Source organism: Aquimarina algiphila (assembly GCF_007489275.1).
Lineage (GTDB): Bacteria > Bacteroidota > Bacteroidia > Flavobacteriales > Flavobacteriaceae > Aquimarina > Aquimarina algiphila.
Genome location: NZ_VLNR01000009.1, coordinates 102,666 through 118,076, shown reverse-complemented (window position 1 = coordinate 118,076; position 15,411 = coordinate 102,666). Strand labels below are relative to the sequence as shown.

Below are 15,411 nucleotides of genomic sequence, written 5' to 3'. Positions count from 1 at the left end.
CACGCTCTAATCGCTTGATCTTTTGTGCTGGTGTTTCTTTTGATTTTGGCATTTGGTGTTGAATTGGTTTACTCCAGTCTAAAGTACCATGTTTTCGTAACCAAACCAAAACAGTACTTCTCCCCTGTATGCCATAAGCTTTTTGTGCTTGCTTATATATAGGTCAGCTCACCTTTTTCAACTTGGGCAACTACTGCTAATTTAAAGCCTAAATTGTAATCTCGTTGTGTACGCTTCTTCCTTGGTTGTTCTGAATGTTTCATAAATAAGTCAATTTTGTGTCAACTTATTTTAGGACAAGACAGATTGATTATTTTGTAGCTGCATCAAAAAAAAGAGTCATTAAAATTAAAAGGTAGCTTTATTATTTTAATTTAAAATTTACTATTAGTGTAATCTAAATAAGTAAATGTTGTATGAATAAATATCTGTATTATATATATGGATATTTTTTTTTATTCTAAAAAATAATCTTAAATATAAATATTTTTAACATGAAAACACCCAATTTTTTCCTTGTTGCACTATTGCTAGTGGTAATAACATCTTGTTCCAAAGATGATGAACCAGTAGTAAAAAGTAAATTAAAAGAGCTTACATCGTTTGTAATAAAAGATATAGAAGCCACAGTAGATGAACAATTAAAAACAGTAGCAATTACCTTGCCTGTAGGAACAACAGTTACAGCTTTAAAAGCTACAGCAGAAATATCAGAGAAAGCAAGTATTAGCCCAGATCCAACAGCAGCTCTTGACTATAGCAAGCCAGTAGTTTTTGAGGTAAAAGCAGAAGATGGTACAACCCAAGAGTATACAGTAACAGTAACTTTGGAAGCAGCTACTACAGTTGCTCCATTTGTTACAACATGGAAAACTACTAGTCCTGATAAAAAGATTCTTATTTCTACAAATAGGGATTATATTTATAATTATACAATAGATTGGGGAGATGGTGTGGTTCAAGATGGGCAAACATCTGATGCTGTGCATACGTATAAAAATGCAGGGGAGTATACAGTGAAAATATCTGGTGATTTTCCTACTATTAATTTTAGAGGAAATGTCGGTTTTAATGATAATATTATAAGTATAGATAGTTGGGGAGATATAAAATGGCAATCTATGGAGAGGGCCTTTATAAATTGCTCTGATTTGATTTACAAAGCTACTGATGTTCCAGGTTTATCAAGAGTAGAAAGTTTAAAATCTATGTTTTATGGTGTTAGTTATTTTAATGGAGACATAGGTGATTGGGATGTATCTAATGTTACAGATATGGGCGGTATGTTTTACCGTGCTATATCTTTTAACCAAGATATAGGGGGTTGGAATGTCTCTAATGTTACAAATATGGGACAGATGTTTGAAGGTGTTCGTTATTTTAATGGAGACATTGGAAACTGGAACGTATCTAATGTTACAAATATGATGTCGATGTTTAAAGGGGTAAGTGCGTTTGGGAAGGATATTGGTGTATGGAATGTCTCCAATGTTAAAAATATGGCAAATATGTTTCGTGGAGCTAGTAACTTTAATAGAGACATAGGTGGTTGGGATGTATCTAATGTTACAGATATGGGCGGTATGTTTTATCTTGCTATATCTTTTAACCAAGATATAGGGGGTTGGAATGTCTCTAATGTTGTAAATATGAAAAATATGTTTTTTAATGCTAAATCTTTTAATCAAGATATAGGCGATTGGAATGTTTCTAATGTTACAAATATGTGGGGTATGTTCTATAGAGCTGGAACTTTTAATCAAGATATAGGTGATTGGGATGTCTCCAGTGTTATAGATATGGAAAATATGTTTCGTAGAGCTAGTGCTTTTAATCAAGATATAGGTGATTGGAATGTTTCTAATGTTAAGAATATGAGAGATATGTTCGAGAATGCAAAAGTAATGTATATTAATTACGAAGCATTGTTAATAGGTTGGGAGAAAAATGGGGTGTCCAAAGATGTAGAATTTAATGGAGGTTTTAGTAAATATAGGTCTCAGGCTGCTGTACAAGCTAGAGGACGTTTAATAAATAATAATAATTGGTTAATAACAGATGGAGGTAAGGAGTAATAAGTAAAATAATCTAAGATTTAATTCTAAATAAGAGTAAAAACCACCCATTTTGGGTGGTTTTTTGCTTTTGTGAAAACTTTAGTTTTACAAAAAAATATTTTTAACATGAAAACACCCAATTTTTTCCTTATTGCATTATTGCTATTGGTAATAACATCTTGTTCCAAAGATGATGAACCAGTAGTAAAAAGTAAATTAAAAGAGCTTACATCGTTTGTAATAAAAGATATAGAAGCCACAGTAGATGAACAATTAAAAACAGTAGCAATTACCTTGCCTGTAGGAACAACAGTTACAGCTTTAAAAGCTACAGCAGAAATATCAGAGAAAGCAAGTATTAGCCCAGATCCAACAACAGCTATAGGTTATAGTAATCCAAAAGAATTTACAGTAACAGCAGAAGATGGTACAACACAAAAGTATATAGTAACAGTAACTGTGTTAAGTGCAGCTAGTACTGAGAAGTCAATAACCAAGTTTACAATAGAAGGAGTAGACGGAGTTATAGATGAGTCTTCTAAAACAATAGCAGTAAGTTTACCATCAGGAACATCAAAGACGAGATTAACAGCAACAGGAGTTATATCAGATAAAGCAAGTATTAGTCCAGACCCAACATTGGCAACAACAGATTATAGTACTCCAGTAACATATACAGTAACAGCAGAAGATGGTACAACCCAAGAATATGTGGTTACATGTAATATTGTAATCAAAAATGGAGCGCCTTATGGTAATGCGGGAGAACATACAGCGGTTAAATTAAGTGAGGCCACTGATAATCCTCCTTACGGTTTTTATGAATATTTACCAATAGATTTTAGCCCCTCTAGTTCTAAAAAATACCCTCTCTTAATTTTTTATCATGGTATAGGACAAAAAGGAAATGGTTCAGAAGATTTGTCAAAGGTTTTAGTTAATGGACCACCAAAATTAATAAAAAATGGTAAAGATTTTGAGGCAATAGTTATTTCTCCGCAAAGTCCAAACGGATGGTTTGGAGGAAACTCTTTTTTAAGCTTATACAATTATTTGATTAAAAATTACCCTATTGATATAAATAGGGTCTATGTTACAGGTTTGAGTGCAGGTGGAGGAGGTACATGGAAAGCTCTAGAGTCTCATCATGATAAAATAGCAGCGGCAGTTCCTATTTGTGGAGCAAATAGGTTGGTGCAACCAGCAGATTTTTTAATAAACTCAAAAATATGGGCGTTCCATAATTTTGAAGATAAAAGAGTTGGTAGAGCAACTACAATAGATAATGTTAATAGAGTGGCAAATACGGGAACATCAGTAATGGCCGTATATCCTTATGGTGATGGAAGTAGAACAGTGGCTAATGAAGATTATACGATGCATTTTAATACAGATACAGATAAATGGTCTACCAATCAAGGAATAAATAAGCCAAATCAAAATATGGCATTTACGATGTATAAATTAGGTGGGCATGATGCTTGGACTAAAACATATAATAATGAAAAAGTTTGGGATTGGTTGTTTGCGCAAAGCTTAAAATAGATTTAGTTAATATAAAATTAAAAAATAAATTTACGATTAATCTAAATAAATAAAAATGAAAAATAGATACGATTTAATTAGTTTTTTCTATTTTATGTCATTCTTTTGCATCAATGCTCAAGGAATAGAGGAGGGAACCTATTATAATACTAATGAAAATTATAAAAAAGTTGAAATAACTCAATGTTGTGATAACGGTACTTTAAATCTTGATTTTTATCATATAAATGGAGAAATTAATAAAAGAGAATTAATAGCTGTAAAAGGAACTAAAGATTTGTATATATATGTAGGAAATGGTTTTAGCTATGTGGTTTTGTTGAGAGATGGTAAATTAGAGAGGTACGGTTTTGATGAGGCTAATAGACCAGAGTTTATGCTGTCTACAGCATTCTTAACATGTACAAATGTGGAGTTATTGTCAAAAGATAAATCGGTAGTAGCTAGTGAATCTTCTAGATTAAGGCAAATGAACGAGGAGTTAACTAAAAGCATTTTAGAAAAGAAAGTAAGGCGTATATTTCTTGCAGATGTAATTTCTTTAAATGTTATTCCTGGTTCTGTTGATATTCCATTTGGAAATCTTTATAAGCCTAAAGAATCATTTATAGGTGGAAAGTTAAAAATAACTATTTCCAAATTTAATCCAATGGATTCTTCTTGGGGTCAAGAAAAAAGTTCAGTAGGATTTCGTCCAAGTAGAACATATAACAAAAATGAAAGTTATAGTGAATATTACCCATATAATGAAAGTAATAATTCATCAATAATTGTAACAAGTAAATATGATACCTATAAACTTTGTAGAAGTAATTTTGATCCTAATTTATTTTTTTTACCAGGTCAGCCAGGAGAGGAATTAAATCATTTTATTAAATTTAAGGAAGATGGTAATCATATATTTGGAGAATTAGCTATTGCGGTAGATCAAAGTGCTACTCCTACAGTAAACCTTTATAATAAGGATAAAAAGTTAAAGGTGGATTTGTCTGTGCTCAATTCATATAAAGAAAAAGGGAAATTAATTAAAAAAAATATTAAAAAAGAAGTTTTTGATTACATAGATTTTTTAATAGATGGTTCTAAGGAGCTTCCAAAACCCAAAATGAAAAACCCTAAATTGGAACAAGAAATTGTTTTATTGGCTAATAAAAGTGCAAAAGAAAAAGGCTGGGATCAAAAATTTTACAAAGCAGTAATTATGCATGATGAATGGACTATAATTAGGCATGATATTTCTGGAGTAATTATGCGTAAAATGATAAAAGCTGCTGTTGTTTCAAAAGATTCTAAAGGTAAATGTAGCTATAAATATGCAGATATATATAAAGAATACATTAATGGTTCTTATCAAACTAAGTCAAAATTATGGGAAATCATCAACGGAGCTAATTTAGATTGTAGTAAAATTAAATAGCTAAACATTTATAGTTATAAAAAGAATATCACAAATTATGCATAATGATAATATACCTAATCGAAGTAAGCTTTTGAAAATTATGTGTAAGTTTAATAATGTTTTATTTATAAGTAGTGGCTTTTAATTGACTAAACAAAAAGTATAGCTAATAAAAATTTTAATATGAATAATACACCCAAATCTTACTTTATTACAATGCTACTTATGCTTTATTTTTCTAAAGATAAATGTACTAAAAGCAAAAACTAAGTTTTAATAATATGTAATGACCTCTTCCCGTTACACTGGACAGTTGTAAGTTAGAGAATTCAGGGCGAATAAATGTTTGACTTTGAACAAGTATTTGCTTATGGAACGATTAAAATATTCGGAATCGCAGATTGTATTTGTAATCAAACAGGTGGAAACGGGAACCCGTATCCAGGAGGTGTGCCGCAGGATGGGTATCAGCGAGGCCACTTTCTATAATTGGAAGAAGCAATATGGGGGTTTGGGGGTCTCCGAACTTCGAAGGCTCAAGAACCTTGAAGAGGAGAACTCGCAGCTAAAGAAGCTGGTTGCTGATTTGAGCTTGGACAAACAGATCTTACAGGATGTATTGAAAAAAAAGTTCTGAGACCGTCCCGAAAGCGTGGGATGGTCGATAACATCAGGATGGAGCACAACATCTCCATTCAGCGTTGTTGCAAGCTCGTATTGCTGCACAAGAGCGTATTCTATTACAAGGCCAAGGGTAGTCGCAATGACGATTTATTACGCATGCGTATGAACGAGATTGCCGCCGTAAGGGTTCGTTATGGTTTTTGGCGCATCCATATCCTTTTGAGACGGGAAGGCTTCATGGACAACCACAAGCGTATGTACAGGGTCTATTGCGAGGAAGGATTGAACCTAAGGGGCAAGCGGCCAAAACGCAACCGTTCCGCCGCACATAGACAACCGAGTCAAGGCAATGCCTCTAGTTTACATGAATGCCGGAGCATGGATTTCGTCTGTGACCAGTTCTACAACGGCAATCGTTTCAGGGCCTTAACCGTAGCGGATAATTTTAGTCGGGAGTGCTTGGCCATACAAGCAGGATAGTCGCTTAAGGGAAGTAATGTTGTGCAAGTGATGGAAGGGATTTCTTTTGGGAACGAAGTGCTTCCAAAGCGTGTGAAAGTGGATAATGGAAGTGAATTTATCAGTAAAATATTGGACAAATGGGCGTATGAAAACAATGTTGAACTGGACTTTTCAAGGCCCGGAAAACCTACCGATAACCCGTTTATTGAAAGTTTCAATGGTAGCTTTAGAGATGAATGTCCGAATGCCAATTGGTTCTTTTCTTTGGAAGATGCACAGGAAAAGTTCGATATTTGGAGAGAAGATTACAACGGTTTTAGACCGCACAGCTCGTTGGGTGACATGTCACCCAACGAGTACATCGAAATGTATCAAAATAGCCCGAATTCTCTAGTTATGGCCAGTACTTAAATATAGGAGGAGGTCAAGGTTTCTTTTTGAGAACTTAACTTACCGTCCTATTTTAGGGGGTATCCTCATAATAAGAGAGTGTAATACAGCTTTAGTAAATTATTAACATTATTTTTATGTTAGCTTACTTAAAATTAAATAGCTTTATATCTTACCAAATTTTAGCATATGCCTATAAAAAAAGTAATGATTGTAGAAGATTACGAAGTATTATTAGAATCCTATAAAGAGATTATAAATAATACAACAAATTTTAGAGTATGTGGAGCTTATACATCATGCGAGGAAGCATTGGAACATATAGAAAATCTTAGCCCTGAGTTTATTTTAATTGATATTTCTCTCCCAGGTATGAGCGGCATTGAAGGCATTAAAGCTATTAAGGCTATATTAGGTGACTCTGTATCTATAATAGTAGTTAGCGTTCATGAAAACTCTACACATGTTTTTGATGCTCTTTGTGCAGGAGCAATAGGATATGTGACAAAAAGTAGTGGGGAAAAAGAATTTTTAAATGCGTTATACCAAGCTATTAATGGGGGGGCACCCATGAGTACGAATATAGCTAGAATGGTAGTGGAATCATTTCAAAAAAATGACTGTAATGAACTTACAAGCAGAGAAAATAAGGTTATTACTTTATTATCAGAAGGTATGACTTATAACCAAATAGCAATGACCTTAAATTTAAGTATAAATACAATAAAATACCACCTAAGAAATATTTATGGAAAACTTTATGTTAAAAATAAGTATGAAGCAATAGTGGAGTATAAAAAACGAGGATGTAAATTGAACTCTGTCTGAAATAAATTTTAAGTACTAATTTTATTTCAGACAGAGTTCAATTTACAGACCCTCCAAATGCTAATTAATTAGCATTTGGAGTTTCTATCTATACTAAGATTTATAAATGCTTTATATTATCAATTCTGTTTTTATCTAGTCGCGTTCCGTAGGGATCAATACTAATGTATTTAGGAATCTCATCAACAATAATCTTTATTTGAGAATTCTCTTTGTCAAAATGATACGCTTCTAAATATAAGATATCATCACCCACTTTGATCTTTTTAGGATGTTTTCTAAATAATCCTATTTGGATAGGTTCCTGAATCGAAATTTCTACATCTTTACCCTGATTTTTGGTTTCAAATCGTTTGGTTACTGCATCTAGCGTAATTTCGTATTTTCCACTTTTTAGTTCTTTGTATGAAGTGTTCTCTATTTTTAAATCATAAATAATAATACGCTTAAACCAATCATCAATTAGGGGGTGATATTTTGTAGGAGTTACCAGATAAATTTCTTCAAGAAAATCCAAGGTAATAATTTCAAATTCTTCTTTATTTCCAAATTTAGACACCAATTTATGAAGTATAGTATTTATTTTTCTACTTCCAATAAGCTCTTTAAGCGCTAGTAATACAGTGTAATTTTTGCCATATTGGAGATAACTTTGCCCGTCTGATAAATAGATAGGAGGTTCTAGTTCTGAAGTGTATGAACGTCCTGTAAAATATCGTTTATTAGATGTTTCTGATAAATTCCACAAAGCACCTTTTCCGTAATACTTCTCCATTACTACCATTTCTGTGTATTTGGCTAACCCTTCTGTAAAAAAACCTCCCCCTTGAGTCATTTTGGGTGTTAGTATGTGTCCCCACCATTGGTGTGCTACTTCATGAATAGTACGTTTGGCTACCAGGTCAAAAACTTCAGAATCACGTTGATCTAATAAATAAAAATTATCTTCGACCATACTTATAGTTCCTGGCATAGCCTGTCCTCCAAAGGACCAATGTGCAGGAATTTCTGCAATACGAAGATGATCAAAAGGATAATCGCCAAAATTTTGAGTACAATACTCTAATGTCTCTTTACTAGCCTTCATAGCCGAGGTGATATTCATCTGATGCTCTGGATGAAAATATTGTTCTATATTGATACCATTATATTTTTCTTGTTGTACTTCGTAACGGGCAGAAAAATATCCAAGTAAAGGAGATACCTTGCCATGTGTCTTATAGTGATAATAATTTCTGTGACCCTCTTTCCATTTTTTAATAAGATTTCCTGGTGCAATAGCGATTTGATCTGTCTGTGTTGATACTATGGTTTCAAAAGGAACACGACCAATAAGATTATCAGGTTTTGCATGTAAATTAGTATTGTTTATGATTTCTTCTTCTAATTTTGGTAACCCACGCTTTATTCGTTCGCTAGAATTTTTAATTTCCTTACTTCTTCTGTATCCCAAAGATGGTTCAAAGGAGGAATGTAAAATATAGCTGCCATTTTTTACAATAGAATTTCGAGTTTCGAAACCATCATTTTTTATGATGAGCTCATATTTAAATTTTAAATGCTGACCAGGCAATAAAGGATTTTTTAATTTGAACAGATGTGTTTTGAAAATAGAATCATATTCAATCAATACGGCATTTTCTAAAAATACGGATTGTAATGATTCTCTTGGAGATATAAAAACAGTAGTAATCTTAGTGTCACTTTTATTACTTAAGATATAATCAGCTTTTACTGTGTATTTTTTCTCATCGGGATAGATATCCAAGGCTGTTTTTAGATGGATGGGATACAATTCTTCAAGCGAATCGTATTGTTTAAATTTACGTTCATAAGCTTCGGCTAAATCTAATTCCTTATGAGAAGAAACATAACCATTTATAATATTGACATTAAAAAAAATTATGCTTCCAGAACTAATAAAAAGTAGAGCTAATACAAAAACAATACTTCTTTGGAGTGTTGTCCAATTCGAAAAAAGTAATCGTATTCTGAATTTTGCACTAGCGATGATTCCTCGCTTCCATAATTTGAAGGCTAGTACTACCAAAATTCCTGCAAGTGTTATCCAATATAAAGCATAATAATTGAAGGGTTTTAGGTAATATCCATAGCCATTCATATCGTTGTATACTACTTTAGATGTTCTTCCTAGCTGAAGTAGTGGATGTTCTATCCCAATAAAACTACTTAGCGAACTTCCTAATAAAAAAATAAGAATTCCAGAAAGAAACATTCCTATGTATTTGTTGGATACCATACTTTGAATGAAGAGTGTCAAAACGCCATAAAAAATCATCTCAGTACCCTGAAAGTAGAACATATTAATGTATTGTTGCCATTCAAAATCATAATAATCTCCAGCAATCTGAAAACTTATAGAAACTAGAATAGAAGTGATAATTAATAATAATGGTAATACGAGTAGTGCAACATATTTTGAGAAAAAAAAGATATTGTTTGATGCAGGAGTCGTGTCTAAAATACCGTTAAAATTTAAATTTCGTTCTTTCCATATTAATTCTCCGCTATAGAAAATAATAAGAATTAGACTTAAAATAGGTAGTGGTTCACTTATCAATTCAATTAATGATGATGTTGAAGGATATAAACTATCATGATAAAAACCACCTTCATAAATCCTATTATAAATTTCGGTTATAGCGATCAAAATCCATATCAAAAGTATTGCAATAAAGGGTAAGCTCTTAAAAATGTTTGTTAGCTCTAATTTTGTGAGGGATAAAAAACTAGAGCATTGTGCTTTTCTGGTTTTTGCAAATGTCAAAACTGGAGTGTACAATTTTTTCTGATGTACTCTTTCTAAAACGTCTTCATTTTTTTTTGCTTTTTGAGCATTTTTTCTAAAGGAGAACAGTTTATATGTAGTTCCCAAAAGAAGTATTGAAAGCGAGATCCAGATTATTCTGTTCCAAAGAAAATATCCAGAAAAGGATAGAAGTTGAGTATTCTTTTGAAAAGGAGTCCAATACATGGTTTGCTCAAAAAAAGCAGATAATCCAAATGGATCGGCTAATGCAGCAATAACCATATTTTCTTGAGAAGGTGGTACAGCCTGGGCAAGCATAGGAGAGTTGAGAAATATAGAACACCCCCAATATAAAGCATAAATAAGAACAGCACCGATATAGATGGTTAATGCTTTTCTAGAAAATACAGAAATTGAGAATAATAAAGCAGTAAGAATAAATAAATTGGGAAATAGTAGGGTTGTCCAAATAGATAAATAATGTATAATCTTAAAGGGAGCAAATTGGTCTGGGGCAGTGGGAAAAAATGTTCCTGTTCCAAAACCCACAAGTGCTAAAGTAAATACAATAAGACTAACCAAAAATACTCCCAAAAACCGACTCCAATAATAATGATGTTTTTTGATAGAAGTAGTATAGATAATGCCTTCGGTATGATATTGTTGGTCTCTAATGATTGCATGCACGCAATAGAACATAATCGCAAAAACAGATACCAGGCTAAACATTCCAATAAAAAAACTAATTTGATATGGAGCATTACTTTTAATTAATTCTGAACTTCCTAATCTACCTTTTGATGACATGAAAAATCCAAAAAAGAAAAATGCAATAGAAAACATGTAGAATGATAATTGCCTGGAATGATATCGCCATTCGAATTGAAAAAGTTGAGTAAACATAATCGCGTTTATTTTGTAATTAATTTATGCTTGTAACGTGCTGAAATACACATCTTCTAATCCCGGATTAATAGGTTCAAATCCGGCTTCTGGTTTTTCATCTGCAAGAACATGAAGTTGCGTTTTGCCAGATATTAGTCGAGTAGAAATGACATTAAAAGCAGTTTGATAACTTTTTAGATCTTGTTTTTCTATGATCTTGTGCCAGATTTTGCCATGTAATTTCTCTGTTAATTGAGTAGGAATACCTTTTGTAATTATTTTACCCTGACTCATGATAGCCATATTAGCACATAAATCTTTTACATCTTCTACAATATGAGTAGATAGAATAATAATAATGTGTTCTCCTATTTCACTTAATAAATTTAGAAATCGATTACGCTCTTCAGGATCCAGACCAGCTGTTGGTTCATCTACAATAATCAACTTAGGATTACCTAATAATGCTTGTGCAATACCAAATCGTTGTCGCATTCCGCCAGAAAAAGTATATACTGCTTTTTTTCTATGCTGGTTTAGATTTGTTTGTTGCAATAAGGCTTCTACTTGTTCTTTGCGTTCTTTTTTATTAATAATACCCTTTAAAATAGCAAGGTGATCCAAGAGTTTTTGCGCAGAAATTTTTGGATATACTCCAAATTCCTGTGGGAGGTATCCTAATTGATTTCTTAATTCCTGAGGTTGTTTAATAATATCAATTCCGTTAAACAAGATGTCTCCCGATGACTGTTCTTGTAAAGTCGCAATTGTTCGCATTAAAGAAGATTTACCTGCTCCGTTTGGTCCTAACAAGCCAAACATACCATTATGAATGGTTAGTGAAATAGTATCTAACGCTTTTACGCCATTAGCATAGGTTTTTGATACATTTTTTATTTGTAATGTGTTCATACCAATTAATTTTGATTCTGACACGAACATAAATTGAGTTGGAAGAGAAACCCAATAATATATATGAATACAAATAGAATTGAACAGATACTTTGAAAAACACAATAAATACGATTAATCAAAAAAAATGACGAGTTCGTTTCTATTTTGATAGCGTCTGTACATATAACTATTGGGATATGTATAGGTTTATTATTTTTGAGTTATGATTGGATTTTTAAAGAAATATAGAGCTATCCCATTTGGATTTATACTTCTCTTTTTTATAATTGAAGGCCTTAAGTATGTTGATTTTATTCGTATCGATTCTGAAGAAATACTAGTTAATGTATTGGGGTTTATATTTTGGGGATTAGTTATTTCTATTATCGTACACGCTGCATTTTTTCATAGAAAAGAGAGGATTTTTTATTGGATGATAGCCAGTTGGACAATCTCTTTGATAGGATTTATGTTGGGGAGATTAATGGATTATAGAGTGTTAGGAATCAGTTGTATGTTTTTATTGTTTATAAGCAGTTTTTACATTCTTTGGTCATGGTATTTACAGAAGTATAAGAATAAAAACACAATTACATTATTAAAAGAACGTAAGTCTATCTTGATAAAAATGATAATCCTTGCTATCATTTTTATTGTTATGTTAATAATAGATGACTATATGAGAGTGCCTGATAACCCAATTACATTTTCCTTATTGACATTATTTTGGTTGGGAGTATTTTATATTTTGGCACCAAGATTTTTTCAAAAATACAGATTGTTGATTATCGGACTCTATGGAGGAGGGTTAGTGTTATTTTATTTAGTTATAGCTTTTTTAGGTACCAGAACACATTCAGAAAATCTCGATTTGTTTATAATGTTTTTGTTTCCCATACCGTTGTTTATCATATTGTGGCTGTATGATCAATGGAAATGGTTTCAAAATCTAAAAGCAGATAAAGCCAAAGCAGAGTTAGCATTGCTAAAACAACAGGTAAATCCGCATTTCTTTTTTAATACCCTAAATAATTTATACGGACTTGCAAAACGTAAATCTGATGATGCTCCAGATCTTATTCTTAAACTCTCCGATATTATGAGATATGTAATTTATAAAGGGAAAGAATCTGAAGTAAAACTAGAAGAGGAGATAGAATATCTTGAGAATTATATAGAACTTCAGCAAATACGACATCATGAAAAGGTAGAAATTACTTTTAATAAAGATATTCAAGAATCTGATATCCTGATTCCTCCATTATTATTTATAATATTGTTAGAAAATGCATTTAAGCATGGAGTAGATTCTTTAGTGAAAGGAGCTTACGTCAATATAAATCTTGAAGTTTCTAATCGTCAGATTATGTTTGAAGTTTCTAATAATTATGATAAATCTGCTCAAAGTGATTCTAAAGGTATTGGACTAGAAAACCTGAAAAAACGATTAGAGATTATATATAATAATGCATTTACTCTTGATTTTGATATCCAGAAAGAAACCTATAACGTACGTTTAACAATTAATATCTAAACATGAATTATATCATTGTAGATGATGAACCTATAGCGCATACTATAATCGAAGATTATGCTGTGTCACTAAGTGATTTAACCTTGATTGGGAATTGTTATAATGCCATAGATGCAATAACATTTTTGCAGAAAAAACAAGTAGATCTGATTTTTTTGGATATTGAAATGCCTAAACTAAAAGGCTTGGATTTTTTACGAACGTTAACCTCCCCTCCGTTGATTATAATTACTTCTGCGTATTCAGAATTTGCAGTAGAAAGTTATGAGTTAGAAGTTTGTGACTATTTATTAAAACCTTTTTCTTTTGAACGATTCTTAAAAGCATATACCAAAGTAATCAAAGAAAAAGAACATTCTTCGAAGAAAAATAAAATTGTCAAGGAGGCGACTAATACCAGTATTTTTTTAAAGGGAGATAAAGAAACTTATCATATTCAGTTAGATGATATTAAATATTTAGAAAGTTATGGTAGTTATGTAAAATTATACCTTCAAAATGAAATGTTACTTATCCATCAATCAATTTCTTATTTTGAAACCATTCTACCAACAGAACAATTTATAAGAGTACATCGCTCTTTTATGGTGAGTGTTTTTTCAATTAAAAGTATTGTAGGGAATCAAATTAAGTTAGAAGGAGCGGTTATTCCTATAGGACAATCGTATAAAGCTATTTTGAAATACAGATTGTTTTAAAACAGTATTAAAAACTCGATCGTTCAAATATTCAGACTAATTTAATATAGATAACCTTTTATCAATATTAACGTAAAGTAGCCTTAAGAATTAGCTAAGCTTTTGAAAGGTGTAGGGTATTACTTTTAAGTGATTATTAACCAAACACTTTTCAATTATGAAAAAATCTATTTTATTTACACTCATCTTTATTGTTATTCTTAGTTGCGAAAAAGGGGATGATTTTACCCCTGATCAAACCCAGAGAGAGAATGCTATTAATTTAAACAAAAACCAAAATTTTTACCTCGACTTGGCATTTTACCATGCTCCGATTCATTATCAGGACGTTGACAGGACTGGTTCTCATGGTTTGAGTGGGAAAGCAGATTATATTACACGATATGATTTTGATGGAGATCTTAATGCAAAGAATAACTGGAGTAATATTTCAAAAACTAACAATCAAGGAAATGCTGTGGGGTATTATTCTGTAGTAGAAACAACAACACATTATTTTATTACTTATGCGTTTTTTCATCCAAGAGACTGGACAGATATTTTCTTTCTATATCGCATAGATGAACATGAAAATGATCTGGAAGGTGTTTTGACGGTTGTTAAAAAAGATAATTCGATGTATGGCAGTGCTTTGGGAGCTATAACCGTATTTCACTCTGATTTTTATTCTTATAAAGCACCTAACTCTGGATTAACTAATGGAAACGAAGATATAGATGGAACATTAACATTACAAAATCACAATGGAGTAAGTCGATTTAAAACCTCTGCAGAAGCCAAAGGCCATGGTATAAAAGCGCATTCAAAACAAAAACCAGGAGGGAGCGATTATATAGTGTATTTTCCAAGCAAAACCACAAGTGAGTATCCTTCTGATATCTATGATAGAAATGTAAAATATAAACTAGTAAACATTTTCGAAAATGGAGGGATGTGGGATCAAAGATTTAATACTAGTCTATTTAGTAATGCCAAATCTTTTCAGAAATCGTATGGGAATGGTAACGCTAATGCTCCTTGGAATTGGGATGATAAAAATGATGGAGGAAATCAAGGGTTATTAGCAGGAGGAATAGCATATTACCCCGCTCACCTTGTAGATGAATATTTTAATGGACTAGAAAACTTTGATAAAACATATACCTATAATCCATATTTGGGAATTGAATAAAAACTTAATTATGGTACCATGAAGTCAATTTTTTGGTTTCATGGTATCATTGATTTAATACAAGTAAAAAGCGCAATATTTTTGATGTTCTAAAAAATTAACGGTATTACGATATAAATGCCTGATTTTTAGATAAAATTATGTTAAACAACCT

At 31.8% G+C, this 15,411-nt stretch carries 10 protein-coding genes and 2 pseudogenes; 9 read left to right on the top strand and 3 right to left on the bottom strand.

All coding sequences use genetic code 11. The annotated features are described in order from the left end of the window. A pseudogene (locus tag FOF46_RS06290) lies at nucleotides 1-263 on the bottom strand (IS3 family transposase); the annotation flags it as partial. A gap of 231 nt (nucleotides 264-494) precedes the next feature. On the opposite strand from FOF46_RS06290, the gene FOF46_RS06285 reads away from it, so the two are divergent. The 6 genes and pseudogenes from FOF46_RS06285 to FOF46_RS06265 all read left to right on the top strand — a co-directional run bounded on the left by FOF46_RS06285 (nucleotide 495) and on the right by FOF46_RS06265 (nucleotide 7,305). Further along, nucleotides 495-2,075, top strand: a complete 1,581-nt coding sequence (locus tag FOF46_RS06285; protein ID WP_143915861.1) for a BspA family leucine-rich repeat surface protein — start codon at nucleotides 495-497, stop codon at nucleotides 2,073-2,075. Between the two features lie 108 nt (nucleotides 2,076-2,183). Continuing rightward, nucleotides 2,184-3,602: a DUF5018 domain-containing protein gene (locus FOF46_RS06280; RefSeq protein ID WP_143915860.1), complete on the top strand. Its 1,419-nt coding sequence runs from the start codon at nucleotides 2,184-2,186 to the stop codon at nucleotides 3,600-3,602. A 55-nt stretch (nucleotides 3,603-3,657) separates the two neighbouring features. Then, nucleotides 3,658-5,019, top strand: a complete 1,362-nt coding sequence (locus FOF46_RS06275) for a hypothetical protein (protein WP_143915859.1) — start codon at nucleotides 3,658-3,660, stop codon at nucleotides 5,017-5,019. Nucleotides 5,020-5,343: 324 nt separating this feature from the next. Beyond that, nucleotides 5,344-5,490: a hypothetical protein gene (locus FOF46_RS32500; protein ID WP_244299582.1), complete on the top strand. Its 147-nt coding sequence runs from the start codon at nucleotides 5,344-5,346 to the stop codon at nucleotides 5,488-5,490. Beyond that, a pseudogene (locus tag FOF46_RS06270) lies at nucleotides 5,423-6,498 on the top strand (IS3 family transposase). Before FOF46_RS32500 ends, FOF46_RS06270 begins: the two are co-directional and overlap by 68 nt. Nucleotides 6,499-6,666: 168 nt before the next feature. Next, on the top strand, nucleotides 6,667-7,305 hold the full coding sequence (locus tag FOF46_RS06265) for a response regulator (protein WP_244299581.1): 639 nt from the start codon (nucleotides 6,667-6,669) through the stop codon (nucleotides 7,303-7,305). A gap of 100 nt (nucleotides 7,306-7,405) precedes the next feature. On the opposite strand, the gene FOF46_RS06260 is transcribed toward FOF46_RS06265, so the two are convergent. Both FOF46_RS06260 and FOF46_RS06255 read right to left on the bottom strand, forming a co-directional pair. After that, nucleotides 7,406-10,978, bottom strand: a complete 3,573-nt coding sequence (locus FOF46_RS06260; protein WP_143915858.1) for a M1 family aminopeptidase — start codon at nucleotides 10,976-10,978, stop codon at nucleotides 7,406-7,408. Between the two features lie 24 nt (nucleotides 10,979-11,002). Beyond that, nucleotides 11,003-11,872, bottom strand: coding sequence for an ABC transporter ATP-binding protein (locus FOF46_RS06255; RefSeq protein WP_143915857.1), 870 nt, complete (start codon nucleotides 11,870-11,872; stop codon nucleotides 11,003-11,005). 205 nt (nucleotides 11,873-12,077) lie between these two features. Between FOF46_RS06255 and FOF46_RS06250 the strand changes: the two genes are divergently transcribed. The 3 genes from FOF46_RS06250 (at nucleotide 12,078) to FOF46_RS06240 (ending at nucleotide 15,257) form a co-directional block, all read left to right on the top strand. Next, nucleotides 12,078-13,388, top strand: a complete 1,311-nt coding sequence (locus tag FOF46_RS06250; RefSeq protein ID WP_143915856.1) for a sensor histidine kinase — start codon at nucleotides 12,078-12,080, stop codon at nucleotides 13,386-13,388. 2 nt (nucleotides 13,389-13,390) lie between these two features. Continuing rightward, nucleotides 13,391-14,086 (top strand): LytR/AlgR family response regulator transcription factor, encoded by a 696-nt coding sequence (locus FOF46_RS06245; RefSeq protein ID WP_143915855.1) that lies wholly within the window; start codon nucleotides 13,391-13,393, stop codon nucleotides 14,084-14,086. Between the two features lie 157 nt (nucleotides 14,087-14,243). Further along, on the top strand, nucleotides 14,244-15,257 hold the full coding sequence (locus FOF46_RS06240; protein WP_109435047.1) for a hypothetical protein: 1,014 nt from the start codon (nucleotides 14,244-14,246) through the stop codon (nucleotides 15,255-15,257). Nucleotides 15,258-15,411 lie beyond the last annotated feature (154 nt).

Bases quoted from the DNA above. Each gene is read 5' to 3' on its own strand.
- FOF46_RS06285 (WP_143915861.1), top strand. From the start codon at position 495: ATGAAAACACCCAATTTTTTCCTTGTTGCACTATTGCTAGTGGTAATA.
- FOF46_RS06280 (WP_143915860.1), top strand. From the start codon at position 2,184: ATGAAAACACCCAATTTTTTCCTTATTGCATTATTGCTATTGGTAATA.
- FOF46_RS06275 (WP_143915859.1), top strand. From the start codon at position 3,658: ATGAAAAATAGATACGATTTAATTAGTTTTTTCTATTTTATGTCATTC.
- FOF46_RS32500 (WP_244299582.1), top strand. From the start codon at position 5,344: ATGTTTGACTTTGAACAAGTATTTGCTTATGGAACGATTAAAATATTC.
- FOF46_RS06265 (WP_244299581.1), top strand. From the start codon at position 6,667: ATGCCTATAAAAAAAGTAATGATTGTAGAAGATTACGAAGTATTATTA.
- FOF46_RS06260 (WP_143915858.1), bottom strand. From the start codon at position 10,978: ATGTTTACTCAACTTTTTCAATTCGAATGGCGATATCATTCCAGGCAA.
- FOF46_RS06255 (WP_143915857.1), bottom strand. From the start codon at position 11,872: ATGAACACATTACAAATAAAAAATGTATCAAAAACCTATGCTAATGGC.
- FOF46_RS06250 (WP_143915856.1), top strand. From the start codon at position 12,078: ATGATTGGATTTTTAAAGAAATATAGAGCTATCCCATTTGGATTTATA.
- FOF46_RS06245 (WP_143915855.1), top strand. From the start codon at position 13,391: ATGAATTATATCATTGTAGATGATGAACCTATAGCGCATACTATAATC.
- FOF46_RS06240 (WP_109435047.1), top strand. From the start codon at position 14,244: ATGAAAAAATCTATTTTATTTACACTCATCTTTATTGTTATTCTTAGT.